Here is a 16,970-nt window from a genome sequence, read left to right as displayed (position 1 = left end):
TCCCCGGAGCCGCCTTGCCGGCGCGCGGGCGGCCGAGCGGCGGGGCGTCTAGGCTGGAGGGCCCCGAACCGGCGGCCCCCACCCCGAGGCCCCGGTTCGCCGAGGCTCCGGACCCGGGAGACCTGCCGGACCCGGACCCGGACCCGCGAAACCTGAGGAAAGAGGACGCATGCGCAACGTCTCGCGCACCTCGCTCGTGGACGCCGCCATCGAGCAGCTCCGCAGGGAGATCGCCGACGGTGCGTGGCCGGTCGGCACGAAGATCCCGTCGGAGGCGCAGCTCGCGGCGAGCCTCGGCATGAGCCGCCTGTCGGTGCGCGAGGCCGTGCGGGTGCTCGCGCACGCGGGGCTGCTGACCACCCGCCAGGGCGACGGCACGTACGTGACCGCGACGGACGAGTCGCGGGCCGCGCTGCGGCGCGGGCTCGACCGCGCCGCCGCCATGGACATCATCGACGTACGGCGCGGCCTCGACCTGGTGGCGGCCCGGCTGGCGGCGGTCCGGCGCACCGACGACGACCTCACGTCGCTGCGGGAGGCGCTGGAGCGCAGGGACGCGGCCGGCGAGGCGGGCGACCTCGACGGGTTCGCCGACGCCGACACCGCCTTCCACCTGCGCGTGGCCGACGCGGCCCGCAACCCGCTGCTCGCCGACCTCTACCACGGCATGGGCGAGGCCGTCCGCGACAGCGTGCGCGACGTGCGCCGCACCGTGCACGAGCCGGACACCTCGCACTGGGACCTGCTGCGCGCCATCGAGTCCGGCGACGCCGCCGTGGCCGTGGCCGTGTCGATGGCGATCCTCGACATGCACGAGCGCGAGCTGTGACCCCCGCCCGTACGTGATCGTCGCAAGGGACGGCGTGACCGTCCGCCGGTGACCGGGGCGGGCGTGACCCGCCGTTAGGCTCGCCGGTATGGGGAGCAGACGGGCCGACGCCGAGCGCAACATCGCCGCGATCCTCGAGGCGGGGCGGCGGGTGCTGAGCGCCGACCCGGCCGCGAGCGTGCTGCGGGTCGCCAAGGAGGCCGGCGTCGGGCGGGTGACGCTCTACGGCCACTTCCCCTCCCGCGAGTCGCTGGTCGCGGCGGTGGTGAGCCACACGGTCGACCTGGCCGACAGGACGCTGGCCGGGCTCGACCTCGACACGCCGCCCGCCCGCGAGGCGCTGGCCACGCTGGTCCGCTCGTCCTGGGACGTGCTGAGCCAGCACAGCCGGCTGTTCCTGGCGGCCGACGCGGCGCTGCCCGCCGAGCGGCTGCGCGAGCGCCACGCCGAGCCGCTGGGCCGGGTGGAGCGCCTGATCTCGCGGGGCCGCGACGAGGGGGCCTTCCGCACCGACCTGCCGCTGACCTGGCTCGTCAGCACGTTCCTGGCGATCCTGCACACGGCGGCGGGCGAGGTCGAGGCGGGGCGGCTGGCGCGCGAGGAGGCGGGAGAGACGCTGGTCCGCACGCTGGACGCGCTCCTGTCTCCCCCGCCTCCGCCCCCGCTCTGAGATCGTCCTCAGCCCGGGAAGGTGACGGTGTCGCCGTCCGTCTCGGGGCGGCGCCGCTCCCGTCCCGGGCGGCGCAGCGCCGCCAGCGCGAGCAGCGCGCCCGCCACCGCGGCGATCAGCAGCGTGTACGGCGGCACACCGCCCGAGCCGGACGAGCCGCCCCCCGAGAGCGGGGTGGCCGGCGCGGGAGCCGCCTGAGGCCGTTCGACCAGCGGTGACGGGTTCGACGAGGGGACGACCGTCGTCCCCTTGCCGGCCGGGAAGCCCGGTGGCCGGATCCGTCCCCAGTAGTCCTCCCCCGGCGCCGCCTTCGACGGGACCGCCTCCCGCGACAGCGGGTTCACCTCAAGCCCGCCGGACACGGTGAGCGTGCCGACCGGATGCGGCTGGAACATCCCCTGGAGCCCCTCGACGCGCCACGTCCCCCTGGGCACGACCAGCGACGTCGCGTAGTGCCCGGCCTCCGGCAGCCGCGCCCCCAGGAACGTCAGCACCTCGCCGCCCCGCCCGCTCAGCCGCAGCCCCGTCGGCCCGAGGTCCCCCGCGAACGGATGGCTGCCGTGCTGGAGCACCCAGTACCCCAGCGTGTACGACGTGCCGGCGGCGAACCGCGCCGGCGACGGGTCCAGGTACGTCACCGCCCAGTTGCCCGCCCGGTTCCCGGCGGCCCGGGCCGGTGTCCCCCCGGCCACCAGCGCCAGGGCGAGCAGGCAGGTCAGGGCTCTCGCGATCGTCTTCATGGTGCTGGTACACCCGGCGGCGCCCGGAGGTTCCGGACAGGCGCTCCCGATCACGGCGAAGCGGTGGCCGCCCGCTGAGGGCGGTCACCGCTTCGCCGGTGGACCTCGCGCGTCAGGACGCCTGGTTGGTCATCAGCTGATCGATCTTGTAACCGTCGCCGGACTTCTCCAGGATGAAGAACTCCCGGTAGCTCTGGCTGTCCTGCTCGCTGGTCGAGCGGACGAAGGCGTACTGGTCGCCGTGCCTCTCAGACAGCTCGATCGTGTACGAGCCCGACTGGGGCCCGGTGACCGTCTGCTGGTAGAGCTTGCGGAGCGCGTCGGACCCCTCGGCGGTGGCCGAGCCCTGGAGGGCCGCCAGCCCGTCGGTGGCGTCGAACAGCTTGACGATGTCGTCCACGTTGCCGGCCTTGAGAGCGGCGAAGTAACGCTGAACCGTTCCCCTCGGTGTGTTCTTGCCCATCATGGTCTCCGACGGAGAGCCGCTCTCCATCGGCATCGAACTCATGTCCGTGGTCGGCGCGCCCGGGGACGCCGCGCCCCCCATGGCCTCTGTACCGCCCCCGGACGCGCAGCCCGCGGCGAGCAGAGCAGGGACAATGGCCGCCAGCAGGAGTGACCTGCGCTGAAAAATCTTGTGCATGGCCGCTTGATGCCCACGCCGCCTTTGATCGAATGCCTGCTTGTCCAGTCCGCACAAGCCCTTTACGGTTCCCAGGGATCATGACCCGCGGACCGGGGCATCAGGCGGCGCGGGCCGCCCGGTCAGGGGTGCGGCTCCGACGGTGGATAGACGTGCGGGCTCTGGTGACCCGGCGGCAGGACGCAGCGCCGCCCCGAGTCGACACTGGTGCAGCGATCGGCACTGTCACGCTGCGGCAGGCGGGCTGGGGCGTTGGTGACGTTCGGCTCCATTTCGGGCACTCGCTGGACGTTACGGCGGCACTCTCGGGGGTTGGTCGCGCCACGATCACGATCCGACCTCTGAACGGTCTCGCGACATGAGTGAAGCGTCACGGTGAGTGAGTTTTCGCGAGGGCGGCCTGGGCAGGTGGCGGGGATGCGTACCGACGGTGACGGCGAGGTGACCGTGACCCCCTGCGAGGACGGACCGCTCCTCGTGCGCGGGAACTTCCGGCTGGTGACCCAGGAGGGCCGGGAGATCGACCCCGGCCGGGCGACGGTGGCGCTGTGCCGGTGCGGGCTGTCGTCCACGAAGCCGTTCTGCGACGGCTCCCACCGGGTGGCGGGCTTCCGCGCGACCAGCGATCCGGACCCCGCCGCCTGACGTTCCCTTGCCCCTGACCTCGCACCGGACAAGACCGGGCAAAACGGATGGACGTCGCGTTATCGGCGCATGGGCGGCGGGTAGCAGCACCACAGCAAAGGGGGAATCATGATCAATATGCTCCACAAGATGGGAATCCGCTCCCATCACGCCTACGCCGCCGGCATGGCCTCCATCGGCCTCGCGTTCGCGTCCTGGGCCCTGTCCACCAAGGCCGAGGCCGCCGGCCTCGACCGGGCCGACCGGTGGGGGATCTTCATCGGCGAATGGGCTCCCACGTTCTTCGCCCTCGGCGTCGCGCTGCGCCTGGAGGAGGGCGGCGGCAGCCGGGAGGCCATGGGCATGGGCGGCACCATGCCGGAGATGGAGCGCGGCCGGGAGGCCGACACGGACGTGTTCGACCGCGCATCCAGCGGTATGTCGCACCCCGCCACGAGCCGGTAGGCGCGCTCCGCGAACGGGCGTTCCTGATCGCCGCGGGTTCCGGTCACGGGGCCCGCGGCGACGGGCGTTCAGGGGCCCCGGGAAGGGGCGGGAGGATCAGGACGCGCGCCCGGCCAGGGCCCGGAGCGGCTCGTCCGTCAGCCGGAACACCGTCCACTCGTCCATCGGCACCGCGCCCAGCGCGCGGTAGAACCCGATCGCGGGCTCGTTCCAGTCGAGCACCGACCATTCGAGCCGGTGGTAGCCGCGCTCGACGCAGATCCGCGCCAGCTCGGCCAGCAGCGCCCGGCCGTGGCCGCCGCCCCTGCGGTCCGGCCGCACGTACAGGTCCTCCAGGTAGACGCCGTGCGTACCGCGCCAGGTCGAGAAGCTGAGGAACCACAGCGCGAACCCGACGACCTCGCGCTCCCCGTCGGCGCCCTCCTCCTCGGCGACGTGCGCGAACACCGCCGGCTCGGCGGCGAACAGCGCGGCGCGCAGCTGCTCCTCGCTCGCGCGCACCTCGTGCGCGGCCTTCTCGTACTCGGCGAGGTCGTGGATCAGCCGGAGGATGGCGGGCACGTCGGCAGGGGTGGCGCGGCGAATCATGTCCCCAGCGTAGGGGACCCGCCGGCGTGACCGGTCTCAGCCCCTGTCGAGGACGCGGGTCAGCCAGTCGAGCGTGTTCGTCCGCAGGGCCTCGTCGGCGAGCCGCTTGGCCGTGGCGGTCTTGAGCGCGGCCAGGGAGCTGTCGATCCACGGCTGCACGTTCTGGTGCCCCTGCTCGCGGTACTCGACGGCCTGCAACAGGCATTCCAGCTTGTCGGCGTCGCGGGCGCACACCGCCTCAAGACTGACCTTCTCCTCGTACTCCGCGATCGCGCCGCGCAGCATGGCGGCCACGACCTCGGGCACGTCACGCGTCTGGTCGGCGGTGACGTCCTCGTTGGCGGGCGCCTTGAGATAGCGCTTGGCGACGTACGGGATGTCGGTGATCCGGGTCTCCTGGCTGTCGTGGAACAGGCTCATGAACGCCGCCCGCTGCGGGTCACCCCCCTCCAGCGCCGCGATCACCCCCGCGATGACCGCCGTGCGGAACGAGTGGTCGGCGATGCTCTCCGGATCCCGCACGCCCGCCACCAGCCAGCCGGTGCGCTTGTAGCGCTTGAGCAGCCCCATCTCGTAGAGCAGGCCCGTCAGCCCCGTCATGTCGTCAGCCACGAGGAGTCCCCTCTCACCTCGGTCCCCATGGGCCGAGCGTAGACGACGCTCCAGCCTGCGGGCCGCCTCCTCGGCGACACGCCGTGCCGGCCGGGCCTCGGCGGCCCTCACCCGCCCTGGCGGAACCGGGCGACGTAGCGGCGCTGCCAGGGCGTCTCCACGGCCCGGGCCCTGTAGTGGGCGCGCACGTACGCGACCGCCTCGCCGCCCGGCACGCCGTCCAGGACGGCCAGGCAGGCCAGCGCCGTGCCGGTGCGGCCCACGCCGCCGCCGCAGGCCACCTCGACCCGTTCGGTCGCGGCCCGCTCCCACGCCTCCCGCAGCGCCCGCGCGGCGGCGGCGCGGTCGGAGGGCAGCCAGAAGTCGGGCCACCGCACCCAGCGCGTCTCCCACGACACCGCCGGCGGCTCCTTGCCCAGCAGGTACACCCCGAAGGCCGGCGCCGGGCCGCCGGGCAGGGGATGCCGCAGCCCCCGGCCGCGCACGAGCCGCCCCGAGGGCAGCCGCAGGACACCGGTCGCCGCGGGATCCCAGAGATCGTTCATCGCCCGAGGATAGTCCGGCGCCGGCCCTGGACCCCTCCCCGTTCGCCGTCCGCGATCAGCGAGGGCCGGCCGCCCACGGGACGCCCGGCGCGCTGCGGGATGATGTCCCCCGGACCGCTCTGGAAGGCTCGCGGGGGACGGGAAGTGATGGGCATGACCGACGACGTGCGGCTGCGCGCCGCCGAACCGGGTGACTACGACCGGATCGCCCCGGTGGTGGACGACTGGTGGGGACGCCCCATCCAGGGCGGGCTGCCGCGGCTGTTCCTCGACCACTTCCACCGCACCAGCCTCGTGGCCGAGGACGGCGACGCCCTGGCCGGGTTCCTCGTCGGCTTCCTGTCGCCGTCCCTGCCCGACGCCGCGTACATCCACTTCGTGGGCGTCCATCCGGAACGGCGCGGCGGCGGGCTGGCGCGCCGGCTCTACCGCGGCTTCTTCGGCCTCGCGGCGGCGGCCGGCCGCACGCGGGTGCGGGCGATCACCTCGCCGCTCAACCACGGCTCCATCGCCTTCCACCGGGCGATGGGGTTCGCGGTGCGGGGACCCGTCCCCGACTATGACGGGCCGTCCACCGACCGGGTCGTGTTCGAGCTGCGCCTCGACGCCGCCTAGGGCCTGTTTCGTGGATGGGACGAGCCCGGCGGGCGCGGCGACTCGAAGCAGGCGAGCCAGGTGGTGAGCAGCCGCTCCATCTGGGCCGCCTCCTCGGGCGTCAGGCAGTCGAGGAGGCGGCGCTCGTTGCGCGTGTGCTCGGCGAACGCCTCGTCGATCAGCTCCCGCCCGTCGTCGGTCAGCGCGACGACGCGCCCGCGGCCGTCCTGCTCGCTGGGGCGCCGGGTGACCAGTCCGCCGCGTTCGAGCCGGTCGATCCGCTTGGTCATGGCGCCCGTGGTGACCATCGTGTACGCGGCGAGCTCGCCGGGGGCGCGTTCGAACGGCGGCCCGGCCCGCCGGAGCGTGGCCAGCACGTCGAAATCCCCCTCACCCAGCCCGTAGCGCCGGTAGACGATCAGGAGCCGGTCGGTGAGGTGGCCGGCCAGGCGGTGCAGCCGCCCGATCACCCCCAGGGGCGTGACGTCCAGGTCGGGACGCTCGCGGGCCCATGCCTGCTGGATCCGCGCCACGTGGTCGAGACGATCCGGATCGCCGGAGATAGAACCGGTCATGTCCCCACAATAGCTTCCATGGAAGCTACATTGTCTTCCATGGAAGCTACTTTGCGGTGGGCCCCGATCACCGCGATCGCGCCCGTCGCGTGGGGCGCCACCTACCTCGTCACCCACCGGTTCCTTCCCGCCGACCACCCCCTGTACGGCGCCGCGATCCGGGCGCTGCCCGCCGGGCTGCTGCTCCTCCTCGTCCGCAGGCGGCTTCCGCGCGGCTCGTGGTGGGGGAGGTCGCTGCTGCTCGGCACGCTGAACATGGGCGCGTTCTTCGCCCTCGTCTACCTGGCGGCCCAGACGCTCCCGACGAGCGTCGCCTCGACCATCATGGCGACCTCGCCCGTGGTGATGATGCTGTTCGCCTGGGCGGCCCTGTCCGAGCGGCCCCGCGCGGCGCACGCCGCCGGGGCCGTCATCGGCATCGCCGGGGTCTGCCTCCTGCTGCTGCGCGGCGCGACGGCCGTGAACGCGACGGGGGTGCTGGCGTCGGTCCTGGCGATGACGATGTCGTCGTTCGGGTACGTGCTGGCCAAGAAGTGGAGCGCGTCGGTGGACGTGTTCTCGCTGACGGCGTGGCAGCTCGTCGCCGGTGGCGCCGTGCTCGTCCCGGTCGCGGTCGTGGTCGAGGGCCCGCCGCCGGCGCTGGACGTGCCCGCGCTGCTCGGCTTCGGTTACGTCACGGTGGTCGCGACCGCGCTGGCGTTCGCCGCCTGGTTCACCGGGCTGCGGCACCTGAGCGCGGGGACGGTCGGCCTCATCGGCCTGCTCAACCCGATGACCGGTGTGCTGCTCGGCACGGCGGTGGCGGGCGAGACGCTCACGGCGCAGCAGGTCTGCGGGCTGGCCCTGGTCTTCGCGGGGATCCTGCTCGGCCAGCCGGTCGCCACGCGCCTGCTCGCCCGGGTCCGCGTCCCGCGCCCCGCGATCAGCCGGGCGCCTCGGCCGTCACCAGGAACAGCAGGAACGACGCAAGGAACGGCCCCGACCGCAGCTCCTCGACCCACTCCCGCGCCGCGGGAGCCAGAGCGCCGGCCCGCGTCGCCCTGACGACGTTGCGGCGCAGCCCGAGCAGCCGGTCGGCGGTGTCGAAGTCGCGGAACACCGGCGCCACGGCGGTCACGGACAGCACGGTCAGCCCCGCCTCCTCGCACATCCGCGCGAGCCCGCGGCCCACGGTCGCGTTGCGGACGACCTCGGTGGCGACGAAGCGCGTCAGCCCGCGGCTCATGGCCGGGTCGCGGGAGTCGACCAGCAGGCCGTCCCAGTCGGGCTCGGCCATGACGATCCGCCCGCCGGGACGCGCCACGCGCCGGAACTCCGCCAGCACCCGCGACGGGTCCTCCACGTGCTGGAGCACCCGGTCCGTCCGGGCCCGGTCCACGGCGCCGTCGTCCAGCGGGAGGGCGTGCACGTCGCCGGCGCGGATCTCGACGCCCGGCCGGCCCTCCAGCCTGGCCCGAGCCTCGGCGAGCATGGCCGGGTCGCGGTCGACGCCGATGACGCGGCCGTCCGGCGCGACCGCGTCCGCCATCGCCCCGAGGTCCGTGCCGGGGCCGCAGCCGAGGTCCACCACGGTCTGGCCGGGCCGCAGGCCGAGCCGGCGCAGGATCCGCCGCTTGTAGGCCCGGCCGGGGGCGCTCGCGGCGACCTGGTCGAGGTAGTCGACGGGGTCGGGCGGCTCCACCTCACGATTGTCGATCATGAGAGGGAGCCAAGCACATCGCCGTGGCGATCCCGTGGCGCTTCCGTGGAGTTCCCACGGGGGGAACGTGGAGAACCGGTGCAGCCACCGTACGAAATTCCCGGACATTTCGCGATACGCCCCGATACGGTGATCGACCACGATCTCCAGAGGAGCCGGCACCCACCATGACCTCCCGCGAAGACCCCCGCCTCGGCGACGACCTGATCCTGTCCGTCGTCACGGGATCGCGCGCGTACGGCCTCGACACCGACGGGTCCGACACCGACCGGCGCGGCGTCTTCGTGGCCCCCACCCAGGACTTCTGGCGCCTGTCCAAGCCGCCCACGCACCGCGAGGGGCCGCTGCCGGAGCAGTTCTCCTGGGAGGTGGAGCGGTTCTGCGCGCTCGCCCTCGCCGCCAACCCCACGGTGCTGGAGTGCCTGTGGTCGCCGCTCGTCGAGGTCTCCACCCCGTACGGGGAGCGGCTGCTCGGCCTGCGCGGGGCGTTCGTGTCGCGGCGGGCGCACAGGACGTTCGCCCGCTACGCCGACGACCAGTTCCGCCGTCTCGACCCGGCCGCCCCGCGCTGGAAGCAGGCCATGCACATGATCAGGCTCCTGCTGAGCGGGCTGAACCTGGTCCGGCACGGCGAGCCGCTGGTGCGAATGGACGCCTTCCGCGACCGGCTGCTGGCCGTGCGGCGCGGCGAGACGCCGTGGGCGGAGGTGGACGCCTGGCGCGTCTCCCTGAACGCCGAGCTGGCCGCCGCGCCCAGCGTCCTGCCCGCCGAGCCGGGCCTGGAGCAGGTGGAGGAGTTCCTGATGGACGTCCGAAGGGGGCACCTGTGAGCTCGCCGCACTCAGAGGGTCTGCCGGACCTGCCCGGCTGGCTGCCGGAGGTCGCCGCGGAGCAGCCGCACCCCCTGGCGTTCGCCACGGTCAGCGGCGCCCACCTGTACGGCTTCCCGTCGGCCGACTCCGACGTGGACCTGCGCGGCGTGCACGTGCTGCCCGCCGAGCGGGTCGTGGGCCTGCGCACCGGCCCGGACACGCTGGAGCGCACCTGGACCCGGGAGGGCGTCGAGGTGGACCTCGTCACCCACGACCTGGCCAAGTTCTGCCGCCTGCTGCTGCGACGCAACGGCTACGTGCTGGAGCAGCTCCTGTCGCCGCTCGTCGTGGCCGCCTCGCCGCTGCACGAGGAGCTCCTCGCGCTCGCCCCCGCCTGCCTGACCCGGCACCACGCCCACCACTACCTCGGCTTCGCCCGGACGCAGTGGCGGCTGTTCGAGAGGACGGGGCGGCTCAAGCCGCTGCTGTACACGTTCCGGGTGCTCCTGACCGGCCTCCACCTCATGCGCGCCGGGGAGGTGCGGGCCGACGTGACCCACCTGTACGCCTACGGCCCGCCGTACCTGCCGGACCTGGTCGCCGCCAAGCGCGAGGCCGAGCACGGCGCGGCGCCGCCGGTGCCGGGCGCGGCCGAGGACGTGGAGCGCCTGAGCGCCGAGCTGGCTGAGGCACGCGACACCTCGGCCCTGCCGGAGGAGCCGACGGCGCACGACGCCCTGCACGACCTGGTCGTACGAGCCCGCCTGACCCCCGGAGCCGTCCGTGGGGAACACCACGCAAGGAGCGGGGACGTCCCATGGCATCGGTGACCGTCATCCTGTCCAGGGCCCTCCTGCCGGCCGCCGACTCCGCGATCACCGTCCCCACCATCACCCGCCGGATCCGCGGGGGACCCGTCAACGCCTGCCTCTGCGCAGCTCCCCGAGAGCCGTGGTGAGCTGGTTGAGCCGGTAGTACAGCCGGGGCGGCACGTGCGCGAGCAGCCCGGAGTGCCGCTCGCTGAGCAGCACCACCAGTTGCTCCGGCGGCAGGTCGATGTAGCGGGTGAGGTCCTCGTACCACCGGGCGCTGTTGCGGGCCGAGCGCTGGGGCGCCACCAGCGCGGCCTTGCGCTCCCGCCCGTACCAGGCCAGGGCGGGCTCCAGCTCCATGCCGCTGTGCAGGGCGTTGACGAGGATCGCGGCGTCCGCTAGGGCCAGGGCGGTGCCCGCCCCGATCGAGTAGTGCGTCGTGTGCGCGGCGTCCCCCATGAGCACGACGTTGCCGCGGTGCCACGTGCGGTTGGTCAGGGTGCGGAAGTTCAGCCAGTGCGCGGCTCCGTCGGCGTTCGCCCGGCCGATCAGCGGGTGCCCGTCCAGGATGTCGGCGAACAGCTTCTCCAGCAGGGCCAGGCTGTCGGCCTCGCTCGCCTCGTGGAGGCCGAGCCCCCGCCACGTCTCCGGGGCGCACTCGACGACGCAGGTGCTGTGGTCGCCGAACGCGTAGCCGTAGCACCAGATCCAGCCGTGCTCGGTCGGCGTGAAGGCGAAGACGAAGGCGTCGAAGACCTTGGTGGTGCCGAGCCAGACGTACATGTCGCGGCCCACCTCGACCTCGGTGCCGAAGTGGTCGGCGTGGCGCTCCCGCAGGACGCTGTTGACCCCGTCACCGGCCACGACGAGGTCGGCCCCGGCCAGCTCCTCCGCGTCCTCGCCGGCGATCTCGTGCTCGAACTCCACGCGGACGCCGAGAGAGCGGGCCCGCTCGGTCAGGATGTCCAGCAACCGGCGCCGGCCGACGCCGAAGCCCTGGTCCCCGTTCTCCACCGTCACCGTCGCCCGGTGGCGCACGTTGACGACGAAGCTGTCCCAGCTGACCGAGCTGTCGAGGATGGCCGCCGCCGACTCGGGGTCGGCACGCTGGAGGTGGTGGAGCAGTTCGTCCCAGTAGGTCACACCCCAGCCGTACGTCGACCCGGCCGGGTTCCGCTCGTAGACGGTGATGTCATGGGACGGGTCCACCCGCTTCATCAGGATCGAGAAGTACAGGCTGGCGGGTCCCCCGCCGACACAGGCGACCTTCACACGAGCCCCCTCGGTCACGTAACGCGATCAAGTCGTGACATAGAGTATCAGTGGAGGTGTGCGGCAGGGCGACCACATCCCGCCGAACCTCTGGTCAGGAGATGGCCAAGTCCCGGTCGCGAACCCGCTTGCCACGCTCGCCGCTCGAAACTTCCCCGGCGATCGCCCCTGCCGCGGCTGGTCGCGTACGGGTGCCTGCAACATTTCGGCCCTCGACGTCGCCTCCACCGACGACACCTCCGCCGTGACCGCCGCCACCTGCGGCCGGGCCCAGGCGTCCCTCGCCTGGACCCGGCTTCTACGGCTTTTACGGCTTCTACGGCTTCGATGCGGAGGCGGACGCGGTCGGAGCCACGGCCGGGGACGCGGACGCGGTCGGAGCCACGGCCGGGGACGCGGACGCGGTCGGAGCCACCGACAGGCCCGCGGTCGGAGACGCGGACGCGGTCGGAGCCACCGACGGGCCCGCGGTCGGAGACGCGGACGCGGTCGGAGCCACCGACGGGCCCGCGGTCGGGGACGCGGAGGCGGTCGGGGCCTGGGCCGGGGCCGGTCGGTCGTAGATGCCGACGGCCCACCTGCCCGGCTGCTCACCGACCAGGGCCGACAGCCGCCGACGCACCTCGGGGTTCGCCAACGCCGCGATCTGGGCGCTCTCGTCGCACTTCTCATCCCTCGGCCGGCAGCCGTTGACGGCCTCGGCGACCTTCCGGACCGGGGCGTCCGCGGGGAAGACCCAGACCTCCAGGGACTGCGGGCGCTTCAGCCAGTCGGACGGCACCGACATCTTGTCGTTGTGACCGCTGATCGAACCCCCGCACCGCCCGGACCCGCCCGTCGGCTCGTCGCTCCTTCCCCGCTGCCGGTAGACGACCAGGGCGCGTGGATCGTCGCAGACCACACTGAAGCCGGTATAGACGCTGGTCGGCGTGAAGGTCACCTTCTGACCGGCGCCCACCGTCTCGAACCGCCGGGAGTGGATGAGACCCAGATCGAACTTCGGCGCTCCCAGGACCACGGGAATCGTCCTGGGGAGCTCGGGCCCGAGCGTGACGACCCGCGCCGAGTCCACCGGCCGCTGGGCGACCGCCACCCCTTCCCCCCTCTGCGCGCCGGCGGGCAGGAGACCCGTCAGCCCGGCCGCGGCGACGGCCGCGAAGGCCAGCGCGGTCCCGGCCGTCACGGCCCGCCGGGTACGGCGGATGCGGCGGCCCCGCCGTACGATCGCGTCGAGATGAGCGGACGGCTCGCGGCCGGCCCGCCCGTGGCCGTGGTCGTTGAGAAGCTCGCGCAGGTCACTTTCGGTGTAACTCATCGCCGGACCCCCTCCAAGGTCATGGACTGGATGTCGGGATCGACGCGAAGACGGGTGAGGGCCCGGCTGAGCTGGCTCTTCACCGCTCCCGGTGAGCAGCCGACGATCTCGGCGACCTGGGTCAGCGTCCGCCCCTCGAAGTAGTGCAGGACGATCACCGCACGCTGGCGCGGGGACAGCGTGCCGATCGCGCTCCACAGCGCGGCCTGATCGTCCACCTCGGCGGCCGGGTCACGCGGGTCGGCGGTCTCCGGCAGCGTCGCGGCCGGCACCTCCCCGCGCCAGCGCCTGCGCCACCAGGAGGCATGGGTGTTCACGATGATCCGGTAGACGTAAGGGTCGGGATCGCCCTCGATGCGTCTCCACGCGAGCCATGCCTTCGCCAGCGCGGTCTGCACCACATCCTCAGCCGTGCCCCAGTCCCGGGTGAGGAGGTACGCCATCCGGCACAGCCGAAGATGGCGGTGTGCCACGTACTCGGCGAACCCGTCGTCCATCGATCATCTCCGTCTCGTCGTCTCTCCGGAGATGACTACCGCCTGGGAGGCGGGTTCGGATGACAGGACGATCGCACCGATCGTACATCACCGCAAACCGCCTCATTACTCTTCGTTGTCGTTCAACCTCGATGCGTTACCATGGTGTGGGCTCGGCATGACCTTCCGGCCCGATCCCCCCGACCCCCGGAGTGCCGCATGGAGCGAACGGTCCTGGCCGCCGTCACCGAACGTCCCGAGGCCGACTCGGCGCTCGCCGAGCAGCTCCGCCGCGTGCGCGCGGCGATGGACGAGCTAGGCCTCCAGGTGCGCTGGACCCACCGCGCCGAGGACGCCCTGGCGGTGGTCGGGTCCGACGCCTCGCTCACGGCGGTGCTGGCGGCGTGGGACGCGCCGGGGGCCGAGGAGCTGCTGGGCGCCGTGGCGAGACGGTTCCGCGGGCTGCCGGTCTTCCTGATGACCCAGGAGCAGGAGCTCCCGCTGTGGGTGTACGAGGTCATCCAGGGCTACGTCTTCCCGCTGGAGGACACCCCGCAGTTCATCGCCGGGCGCATCGCGTACGCCGCCGACCAGTACGCCGAGAAGATCCTCCCGCCGTTCTTCGGCGCGCTGCGCCGCCTGCAGGACCACCATCGCTACTCCTGGCACACCCCGGCGCACGCCGGCGGCGTGGCGTTCCTCAAGTCGCCGGTCGGCCGGGCGTTCTTCGACTTCTACGGCGAGCGGCTGCTGCGCACCGACCTGTCCATCTCGGTCACCGAGCTGGGGTCGCCGCTCGACCACACCGGCCCCATCGGCGAGGCCGAGCGCAACGCCGCCCGCGTCTTCGGCGCCGACCGCACGTTCTTCGTGGTCAACGGCAACTCCACCGCCAACCGCATCGTCGGCCACCACGCCATCGCCCGCGACGACACCGTCCTGGTCGACCGCAACTGCCACAAGTCGGTCCAGCACGCGCTGGCCATCAGCGGCGCCCGCCCGGTCTACCTCGTGCCCGAGCGCAACGGGCTCGGCCTGGCGGGGCCGATCCCGCCCGCCGCGCTGGAGGCGGCCGCGGTCCGCGCCCGGGTGGCCGCCCATCCCCTGGCCGGCGGCGAGCCGTCGTACGCGGTGATCACCAACTCCACGTACGACGGGGTGTGCTACGACGCGGTGCGGGTCGGCGAGCTGCTGGGCGCCAGCGTGCCGCGACTGCACTTCGACGAGGCGTGGTTCGCCTACGCCCGGTTCAACCCGCTCTACGCCGGCCGGTACGGCATGGCCGTCGACGAGCGCGCCCTGCCGGGCCCCGGCCGTCCCACCGTGTTCGCCACCCAGTCGACGCACAAGCTGCTGGCGGCGCTGTCGCAGGCGGCGATGCTGCACGTCCGCCCCTCGGAGCGGGCGCCGGTCGACTACGACGCCTTCAACGAGACGTACCTCATGCACGCCTCCACCTCGCCGCTCTACCCGATGATCGCCTCGCTGGACGTCGCGGCGGCGATGATGGACGGCCCGTCGGGGCCGTTCCTCACCGGGGAGGCGATCGTCGAGGCCGTCCGGTTCCGGCAGGCGATGGTCCGGCTGGCCGCCCGCATCCGCGAGGACGGCCTGCGGCCCGACTGGTTCTTCGGCGTCTGGCAGCCTCCGGCCGTCACCGATCCGCGCACCGGCCGCACCGTCTCCTTCGCCGAGGCCGACCCGGCGCTGCTGTGCGCCGAACCCCGGTGCTGGACCCTGGAGGCGGGCGCCGCCTGGCACGGGTTCGACGGCATGTCCGAGGGCTACTGCCTGCTCGACCCGGTCAAGGTGACGATCACCTGCCCGGGCGCCGACGCCGCCACGGGCACGCTCGACTGGGGCATCCCGGCCCGCGTCGTGGCCGCCTACCTGCAGCGGCGCGGCATCGTGGTGGAGAAGACCGGCGACCACACGCTGCTGGTGCTGTTCTCCATGGGGATCACCAAGGGCAAGTGGGGCACGCTGATCGACGCGCTCACCGACTTCAAGAACGCCTACGACGCCGACCTGCCCCTGGCGGAGGTGCTGCCCGGCTTCGGACCGGACGGGATCTCGCTGCAGAAGTTCTGCACCGTGGTGCACGAGAAGCTGCGTGACTCCGGGGTCGGCAAGCTGCTCGACCAGGTCTTCACCACCCTGCCGGAGCCCGTGTCCACGCCCGCCGACTGCTACCAGGCGATGATCCGGGCCCGCACCGAACGCGTCCCGCTGTCCGGCCTGCCGGGCCGGGTCGCCGCCGCCACGGTGGTGGTCACGCCTCCGGGGATCCCCATGCTCATGCCCGGCGAGGCGACCGGCCCGGCCGACGGGCCGCTGATGACGTACCTGCGGGCCCTGGAGGACTTCGACCGGACGTTCCCCGACCTGGCCACCGACATCCACGGCGCCCACCGCGACGGCGACGGCCGGTACTGGGTGGAGGTCGTCAAGGACTGACGCGGGGCCGCCGCCGGGCTCGTCACCCGGCGGCGACAGCCCGGCCGTGCTCCAGGTAGACGGTCTCGCCGAGCTCCCAGGCGGTCAGCGCGGCCCTGACCCGGCGGGCCAGCCGCCCGATCAGCAGGTCTTCCAGCTCGTCGGCCGGGTGGAAGGCGTACGCGCTGAGCTCGCCGTCGGCGAACGTGATCCGCCTGAGCGTGTCCGCGTCCAGCTCACCACCGTCGAACACGAAGAGGATCTTGTCCCCCTGCTCCGGATGGGGCGCCCAGTCGACCACGAGCAGCCGGCCGATGGCCGGCTCGATCCCGAGCTCTTCGCGCACTTCGCGCACGCATGCCTGGTACGGGGTCTCCCCCGGTTCGACATGGCCGCCGGGGATCTCCCGCTGCTCCTTGTAGGCCGGCTGCACGAGCATCACCCGGCCTTCCGCGTCGAAGAAGAGCGCTCCAGCGGCGGCCCGGGCGCAGGCGAACGACGCGTCCCGATCGCCCAACTCCCCCCTCCTTCCGCATGGCCATCCCGGGCAGGACACTTACCCACAATCTCCGCCGGCTGCTCACCATCCTGAGTCGCGGTTAGGGAAGCGTTTCAGGCATGGTCCCAGGCCGTGGTGAAGAGCTGAAGCGCGTAGTCGTACATGAGGCCGGGGCGAGGCGCTACCACGCAGGGCGAGTCGCGTCCGTGGCCCGCCCGGCGGTAGAGAGTGAGAAAGGCGATGTGATCAGTGATCACTATGCGGTGGAGGTGGGGAAGGTTGTAGCGGCGCAACTCGATGTTGTCCCTGTCGGCGGCGACCTCGCTGACGTATCCGGCGTTGAGCTCGATCTGCTCGGCCAGCATCCCCTGGGCGAAGCCAGGGTCGATGCGCCGGATCTCGTCCTCGCGCCACTTCAGCCACGACACGGAGCGAGGATCGGTGTCGGGAAGCAGCACATGAACGAACTCCAGACGTCGTCCTCCGTCGTCCCACAGAGCGGCGAACCCGTCGCGGGTGAGTTCGTTCCCGCGGCCGGCGAGCACCCGTACCCACCGGGCTTTGCCGAGTGCCGCCTTGAGATCGGCGGCGGCGACGCGCTGGCGCGGATGCACCCGGGAGACCCCCAGGCCCGTCGCTCTGGAGAGAAGCAGGGTCGGCCACGAGCGCACCCGACGCGGCAAGACCATGCCGCCCACCACGGCGAGCCCAGCGGCGGCGAGCGAACTCACCACCCCGATCACGAACTCTTCCATCGTGACTCC

20 protein-coding genes and 1 pseudogene are annotated in these 16,970 nt (G+C 73.0%); 9 read left to right on the top strand and 12 right to left on the bottom strand.

Features of this window, described 5'->3' with window-relative positions:
• The first annotated feature begins 169 nt into the window (after window positions 1–169).
• Both HD595_RS29420 and HD595_RS29415 read left to right on the top strand, forming a co-directional pair.
• Window positions 170–829, top strand: coding sequence for a FadR/GntR family transcriptional regulator (locus HD595_RS29420; protein ID WP_253774590.1), 660 nt, complete (start codon window positions 170–172; stop codon window positions 827–829).
• A gap of 88 nt (window positions 830–917) precedes the next feature.
• A complete protein-coding gene (locus tag HD595_RS29415; protein ID WP_253774588.1) occupies window positions 918–1,499 on the top strand; it encodes a TetR/AcrR family transcriptional regulator in 582 nt (193 codons plus the stop codon).
• Window positions 1,500–1,507: 8 nt separating this feature from the next.
• Here the strand turns inward: HD595_RS29415 and HD595_RS29410 are convergent, their stop codons facing one another.
• Both HD595_RS29410 and HD595_RS29405 read right to left on the bottom strand, forming a co-directional pair.
• Window positions 1,508–2,239 carry a hypothetical protein gene (locus tag HD595_RS29410; protein WP_253774585.1) on the bottom strand — a complete coding sequence of 244 codons (732 nt, stop codon included), beginning with the start codon at window positions 2,237–2,239 and terminating at the stop codon, window positions 1,508–1,510.
• A gap of 112 nt (window positions 2,240–2,351) precedes the next feature.
• Window positions 2,352–2,747 (bottom strand): nuclear transport factor 2 family protein, encoded by a 396-nt coding sequence (locus HD595_RS29405; RefSeq protein ID WP_253774584.1) that lies wholly within the window; start codon window positions 2,745–2,747, stop codon window positions 2,352–2,354.
• 552 nt (window positions 2,748–3,299) lie between these two features.
• On the opposite strand from HD595_RS29405, the gene HD595_RS29400 reads away from it, so the two are divergent.
• Both HD595_RS29400 and HD595_RS29395 read left to right on the top strand, forming a co-directional pair.
• Window positions 3,300–3,527 (top strand): CDGSH iron-sulfur domain-containing protein, encoded by a 228-nt coding sequence (locus HD595_RS29400; protein ID WP_253774582.1) that lies wholly within the window; start codon window positions 3,300–3,302, stop codon window positions 3,525–3,527.
• Between the two features lie 129 nt (window positions 3,528–3,656).
• Window positions 3,657–3,971, top strand: a complete 315-nt coding sequence (locus tag HD595_RS29395; protein WP_253774580.1) for a hypothetical protein — start codon at window positions 3,657–3,659, stop codon at window positions 3,969–3,971.
• A gap of 96 nt (window positions 3,972–4,067) precedes the next feature.
• Here HD595_RS29395 and HD595_RS29390 read toward each other — a convergent pair whose 3' ends face one another.
• The 3 genes from HD595_RS29390 to HD595_RS29380 form a co-directional block, all read right to left on the bottom strand.
• On the bottom strand, window positions 4,068–4,559 hold the full coding sequence (locus HD595_RS29390) for a GNAT family N-acetyltransferase (protein ID WP_253774578.1): 492 nt from the start codon (window positions 4,557–4,559) through the stop codon (window positions 4,068–4,070).
• A gap of 36 nt (window positions 4,560–4,595) precedes the next feature.
• Window positions 4,596–5,171, bottom strand: a complete 576-nt coding sequence (locus HD595_RS29385; RefSeq protein WP_253774576.1) for an HD domain-containing protein — start codon at window positions 5,169–5,171, stop codon at window positions 4,596–4,598.
• A gap of 107 nt (window positions 5,172–5,278) precedes the next feature.
• Complete coding sequence (locus tag HD595_RS29380; protein WP_253774574.1) at window positions 5,279–5,716, bottom strand: protein-tyrosine phosphatase family protein; 438 nt, start codon at window positions 5,714–5,716, stop codon at window positions 5,279–5,281.
• 153 nt (window positions 5,717–5,869) lie between these two features.
• On the opposite strand from HD595_RS29380, the gene HD595_RS29375 reads away from it, so the two are divergent.
• On the top strand, window positions 5,870–6,331 hold the full coding sequence (locus HD595_RS29375; RefSeq protein WP_253774572.1) for a GNAT family N-acetyltransferase: 462 nt from the start codon (window positions 5,870–5,872) through the stop codon (window positions 6,329–6,331).
• Here the strand turns inward: HD595_RS29375 and HD595_RS29370 are convergent.
• Entirely contained in the window at window positions 6,328–6,885 is a 558-nt protein-coding gene (locus HD595_RS29370; RefSeq protein WP_253774570.1) for a MarR family winged helix-turn-helix transcriptional regulator, read from the bottom strand. The genes HD595_RS29375 and HD595_RS29370 overlap by 4 nt on opposite strands.
• A gap of 39 nt (window positions 6,886–6,924) precedes the next feature.
• On the opposite strand from HD595_RS29370, the gene HD595_RS29365 reads away from it, so the two are divergent.
• Window positions 6,925–7,929: a DMT family transporter gene (locus tag HD595_RS29365; protein WP_253774568.1), complete on the top strand. Its 1,005-nt coding sequence runs from the start codon at window positions 6,925–6,927 to the stop codon at window positions 7,927–7,929.
• Window positions 7,930–8,014: 85 nt separating this feature from the next.
• Here the strand turns inward: HD595_RS29365 and HD595_RS29360 are convergent.
• A pseudogene (locus HD595_RS29360) lies at window positions 8,015–8,584 on the bottom strand (methyltransferase domain-containing protein); the annotation flags it as partial.
• 167 nt (window positions 8,585–8,751) lie between these two features.
• Between HD595_RS29360 and HD595_RS29355 the strand changes: the two are divergent.
• Together HD595_RS29355 and HD595_RS29350 are read left to right on the top strand one after the other, a co-directional pair.
• On the top strand, window positions 8,752–9,414 hold the full coding sequence (locus HD595_RS29355; RefSeq protein WP_253774566.1) for a nucleotidyltransferase domain-containing protein: 663 nt from the start codon (window positions 8,752–8,754) through the stop codon (window positions 9,412–9,414).
• Window positions 9,411–10,226 (top strand): nucleotidyltransferase domain-containing protein, encoded by an 816-nt coding sequence (locus HD595_RS29350; RefSeq protein WP_253774564.1) that lies wholly within the window; start codon window positions 9,411–9,413, stop codon window positions 10,224–10,226. Before HD595_RS29355 ends, HD595_RS29350 begins: the two co-directional genes overlap by 4 nt.
• Before the next feature lie 87 nt (window positions 10,227–10,313).
• On the opposite strand, the gene HD595_RS29345 is transcribed toward HD595_RS29350, so the two are convergent.
• The 3 genes from HD595_RS29345 to HD595_RS29335 all read right to left on the bottom strand — a co-directional run bounded on the left by HD595_RS29345 (window position 10,314) and on the right by HD595_RS29335 (window position 13,292).
• Complete coding sequence (locus HD595_RS29345) at window positions 10,314–11,480, bottom strand: FAD-dependent monooxygenase (RefSeq protein WP_253774562.1); 1,167 nt, start codon at window positions 11,478–11,480, stop codon at window positions 10,314–10,316.
• 316 nt (window positions 11,481–11,796) lie between these two features.
• Entirely contained in the window at window positions 11,797–12,795 is a 999-nt protein-coding gene (locus tag HD595_RS29340; protein ID WP_253774560.1) for a hypothetical protein, read from the bottom strand.
• A complete protein-coding gene (locus tag HD595_RS29335) occupies window positions 12,792–13,292 on the bottom strand; it encodes a SigE family RNA polymerase sigma factor (protein WP_253774558.1) in 501 nt (166 codons plus the stop codon). The genes HD595_RS29340 and HD595_RS29335 overlap by 4 nt, the downstream gene beginning before the upstream one ends.
• Before the next feature lie 198 nt (window positions 13,293–13,490).
• Here HD595_RS29335 and HD595_RS29330 point away from each other — a divergent pair, with 198 nt between their 5' ends.
• Window positions 13,491–15,728 carry an Orn/Lys/Arg family decarboxylase gene (locus HD595_RS29330; protein WP_253774556.1) on the top strand — a complete coding sequence of 746 codons (2,238 nt, stop codon included), beginning with the start codon at window positions 13,491–13,493 and terminating at the stop codon, window positions 15,726–15,728.
• Between the two features lie 22 nt (window positions 15,729–15,750).
• Here the strand turns inward: HD595_RS29330 and HD595_RS29325 are convergent, their stop codons facing one another.
• Both HD595_RS29325 and HD595_RS29320 read right to left on the bottom strand, forming a co-directional pair.
• The gene (locus HD595_RS29325) at window positions 15,751–16,224 is read right to left on the bottom strand and encodes an NUDIX domain-containing protein (protein ID WP_301309631.1); all 474 of its coding nucleotides are present in this window, start codon (window positions 16,222–16,224) and stop codon (window positions 15,751–15,753) included.
• Between the two features lie 95 nt (window positions 16,225–16,319).
• Complete coding sequence (locus HD595_RS29320; RefSeq protein ID WP_253774554.1) at window positions 16,320–16,961, bottom strand: hypothetical protein; 642 nt, start codon at window positions 16,959–16,961, stop codon at window positions 16,320–16,322.
• Between the last annotated feature and the right edge of the window lie 9 nt (window positions 16,962–16,970).

Origin of the sequence: Nonomuraea roseoviolacea subsp. carminata (genome assembly GCF_024172185.1) — a bacterium.
Lineage (GTDB): Bacteria > Actinomycetota > Actinomycetes > Streptosporangiales > Streptosporangiaceae > Nonomuraea > Nonomuraea roseoviolacea.
The sequence above is the reverse complement of the archived record's forward strand: the minus strand, read 5'-3'. Positions and strand labels throughout refer to the sequence as shown.

Bases quoted from the DNA above. Each gene is read 5' to 3' on its own strand.
- HD595_RS29420 (WP_253774590.1), top strand. From the start codon at position 170: ATGCGCAACGTCTCGCGCACCTCGCTCGTGGACGCCGCCATCGAGCAG.
- HD595_RS29415 (WP_253774588.1), top strand. From the start codon at position 918: ATGGGGAGCAGACGGGCCGACGCCGAGCGCAACATCGCCGCGATCCTC.
- HD595_RS29410 (WP_253774585.1), bottom strand. From the start codon at position 2,239: ATGAAGACGATCGCGAGAGCCCTGACCTGCCTGCTCGCCCTGGCGCTG.
- HD595_RS29405 (WP_253774584.1), bottom strand. From the start codon at position 2,747: ATGAGTTCGATGCCGATGGAGAGCGGCTCTCCGTCGGAGACCATGATG.
- HD595_RS29400 (WP_253774582.1), top strand. From the start codon at position 3,300: ATGCGTACCGACGGTGACGGCGAGGTGACCGTGACCCCCTGCGAGGAC.
- HD595_RS29395 (WP_253774580.1), top strand. From the start codon at position 3,657: ATGGGAATCCGCTCCCATCACGCCTACGCCGCCGGCATGGCCTCCATC.
- HD595_RS29390 (WP_253774578.1), bottom strand. From the start codon at position 4,559: ATGATTCGCCGCGCCACCCCTGCCGACGTGCCCGCCATCCTCCGGCTG.
- HD595_RS29380 (WP_253774574.1), bottom strand. From the start codon at position 5,716: ATGAACGATCTCTGGGATCCCGCGGCGACCGGTGTCCTGCGGCTGCCC.
- HD595_RS29375 (WP_253774572.1), top strand. From the start codon at position 5,870: ATGACCGACGACGTGCGGCTGCGCGCCGCCGAACCGGGTGACTACGAC.
- HD595_RS29370 (WP_253774570.1), bottom strand. From the start codon at position 6,885: ATGACCGGTTCTATCTCCGGCGATCCGGATCGTCTCGACCACGTGGCG.
- HD595_RS29365 (WP_253774568.1), top strand. From the start codon at position 6,925: ATGGAAGCTACTTTGCGGTGGGCCCCGATCACCGCGATCGCGCCCGTC.
- HD595_RS29355 (WP_253774566.1), top strand. From the start codon at position 8,752: ATGACCTCCCGCGAAGACCCCCGCCTCGGCGACGACCTGATCCTGTCC.
- HD595_RS29340 (WP_253774560.1), bottom strand. From the start codon at position 12,795: ATGAGTTACACCGAAAGTGACCTGCGCGAGCTTCTCAACGACCACGGC.
- HD595_RS29335 (WP_253774558.1), bottom strand. From the start codon at position 13,292: ATGGACGACGGGTTCGCCGAGTACGTGGCACACCGCCATCTTCGGCTG.
- HD595_RS29330 (WP_253774556.1), top strand. From the start codon at position 13,491: ATGGAGCGAACGGTCCTGGCCGCCGTCACCGAACGTCCCGAGGCCGAC.
- HD595_RS29320 (WP_253774554.1), bottom strand. From the start codon at position 16,961: ATGGAAGAGTTCGTGATCGGGGTGGTGAGTTCGCTCGCCGCCGCTGGG.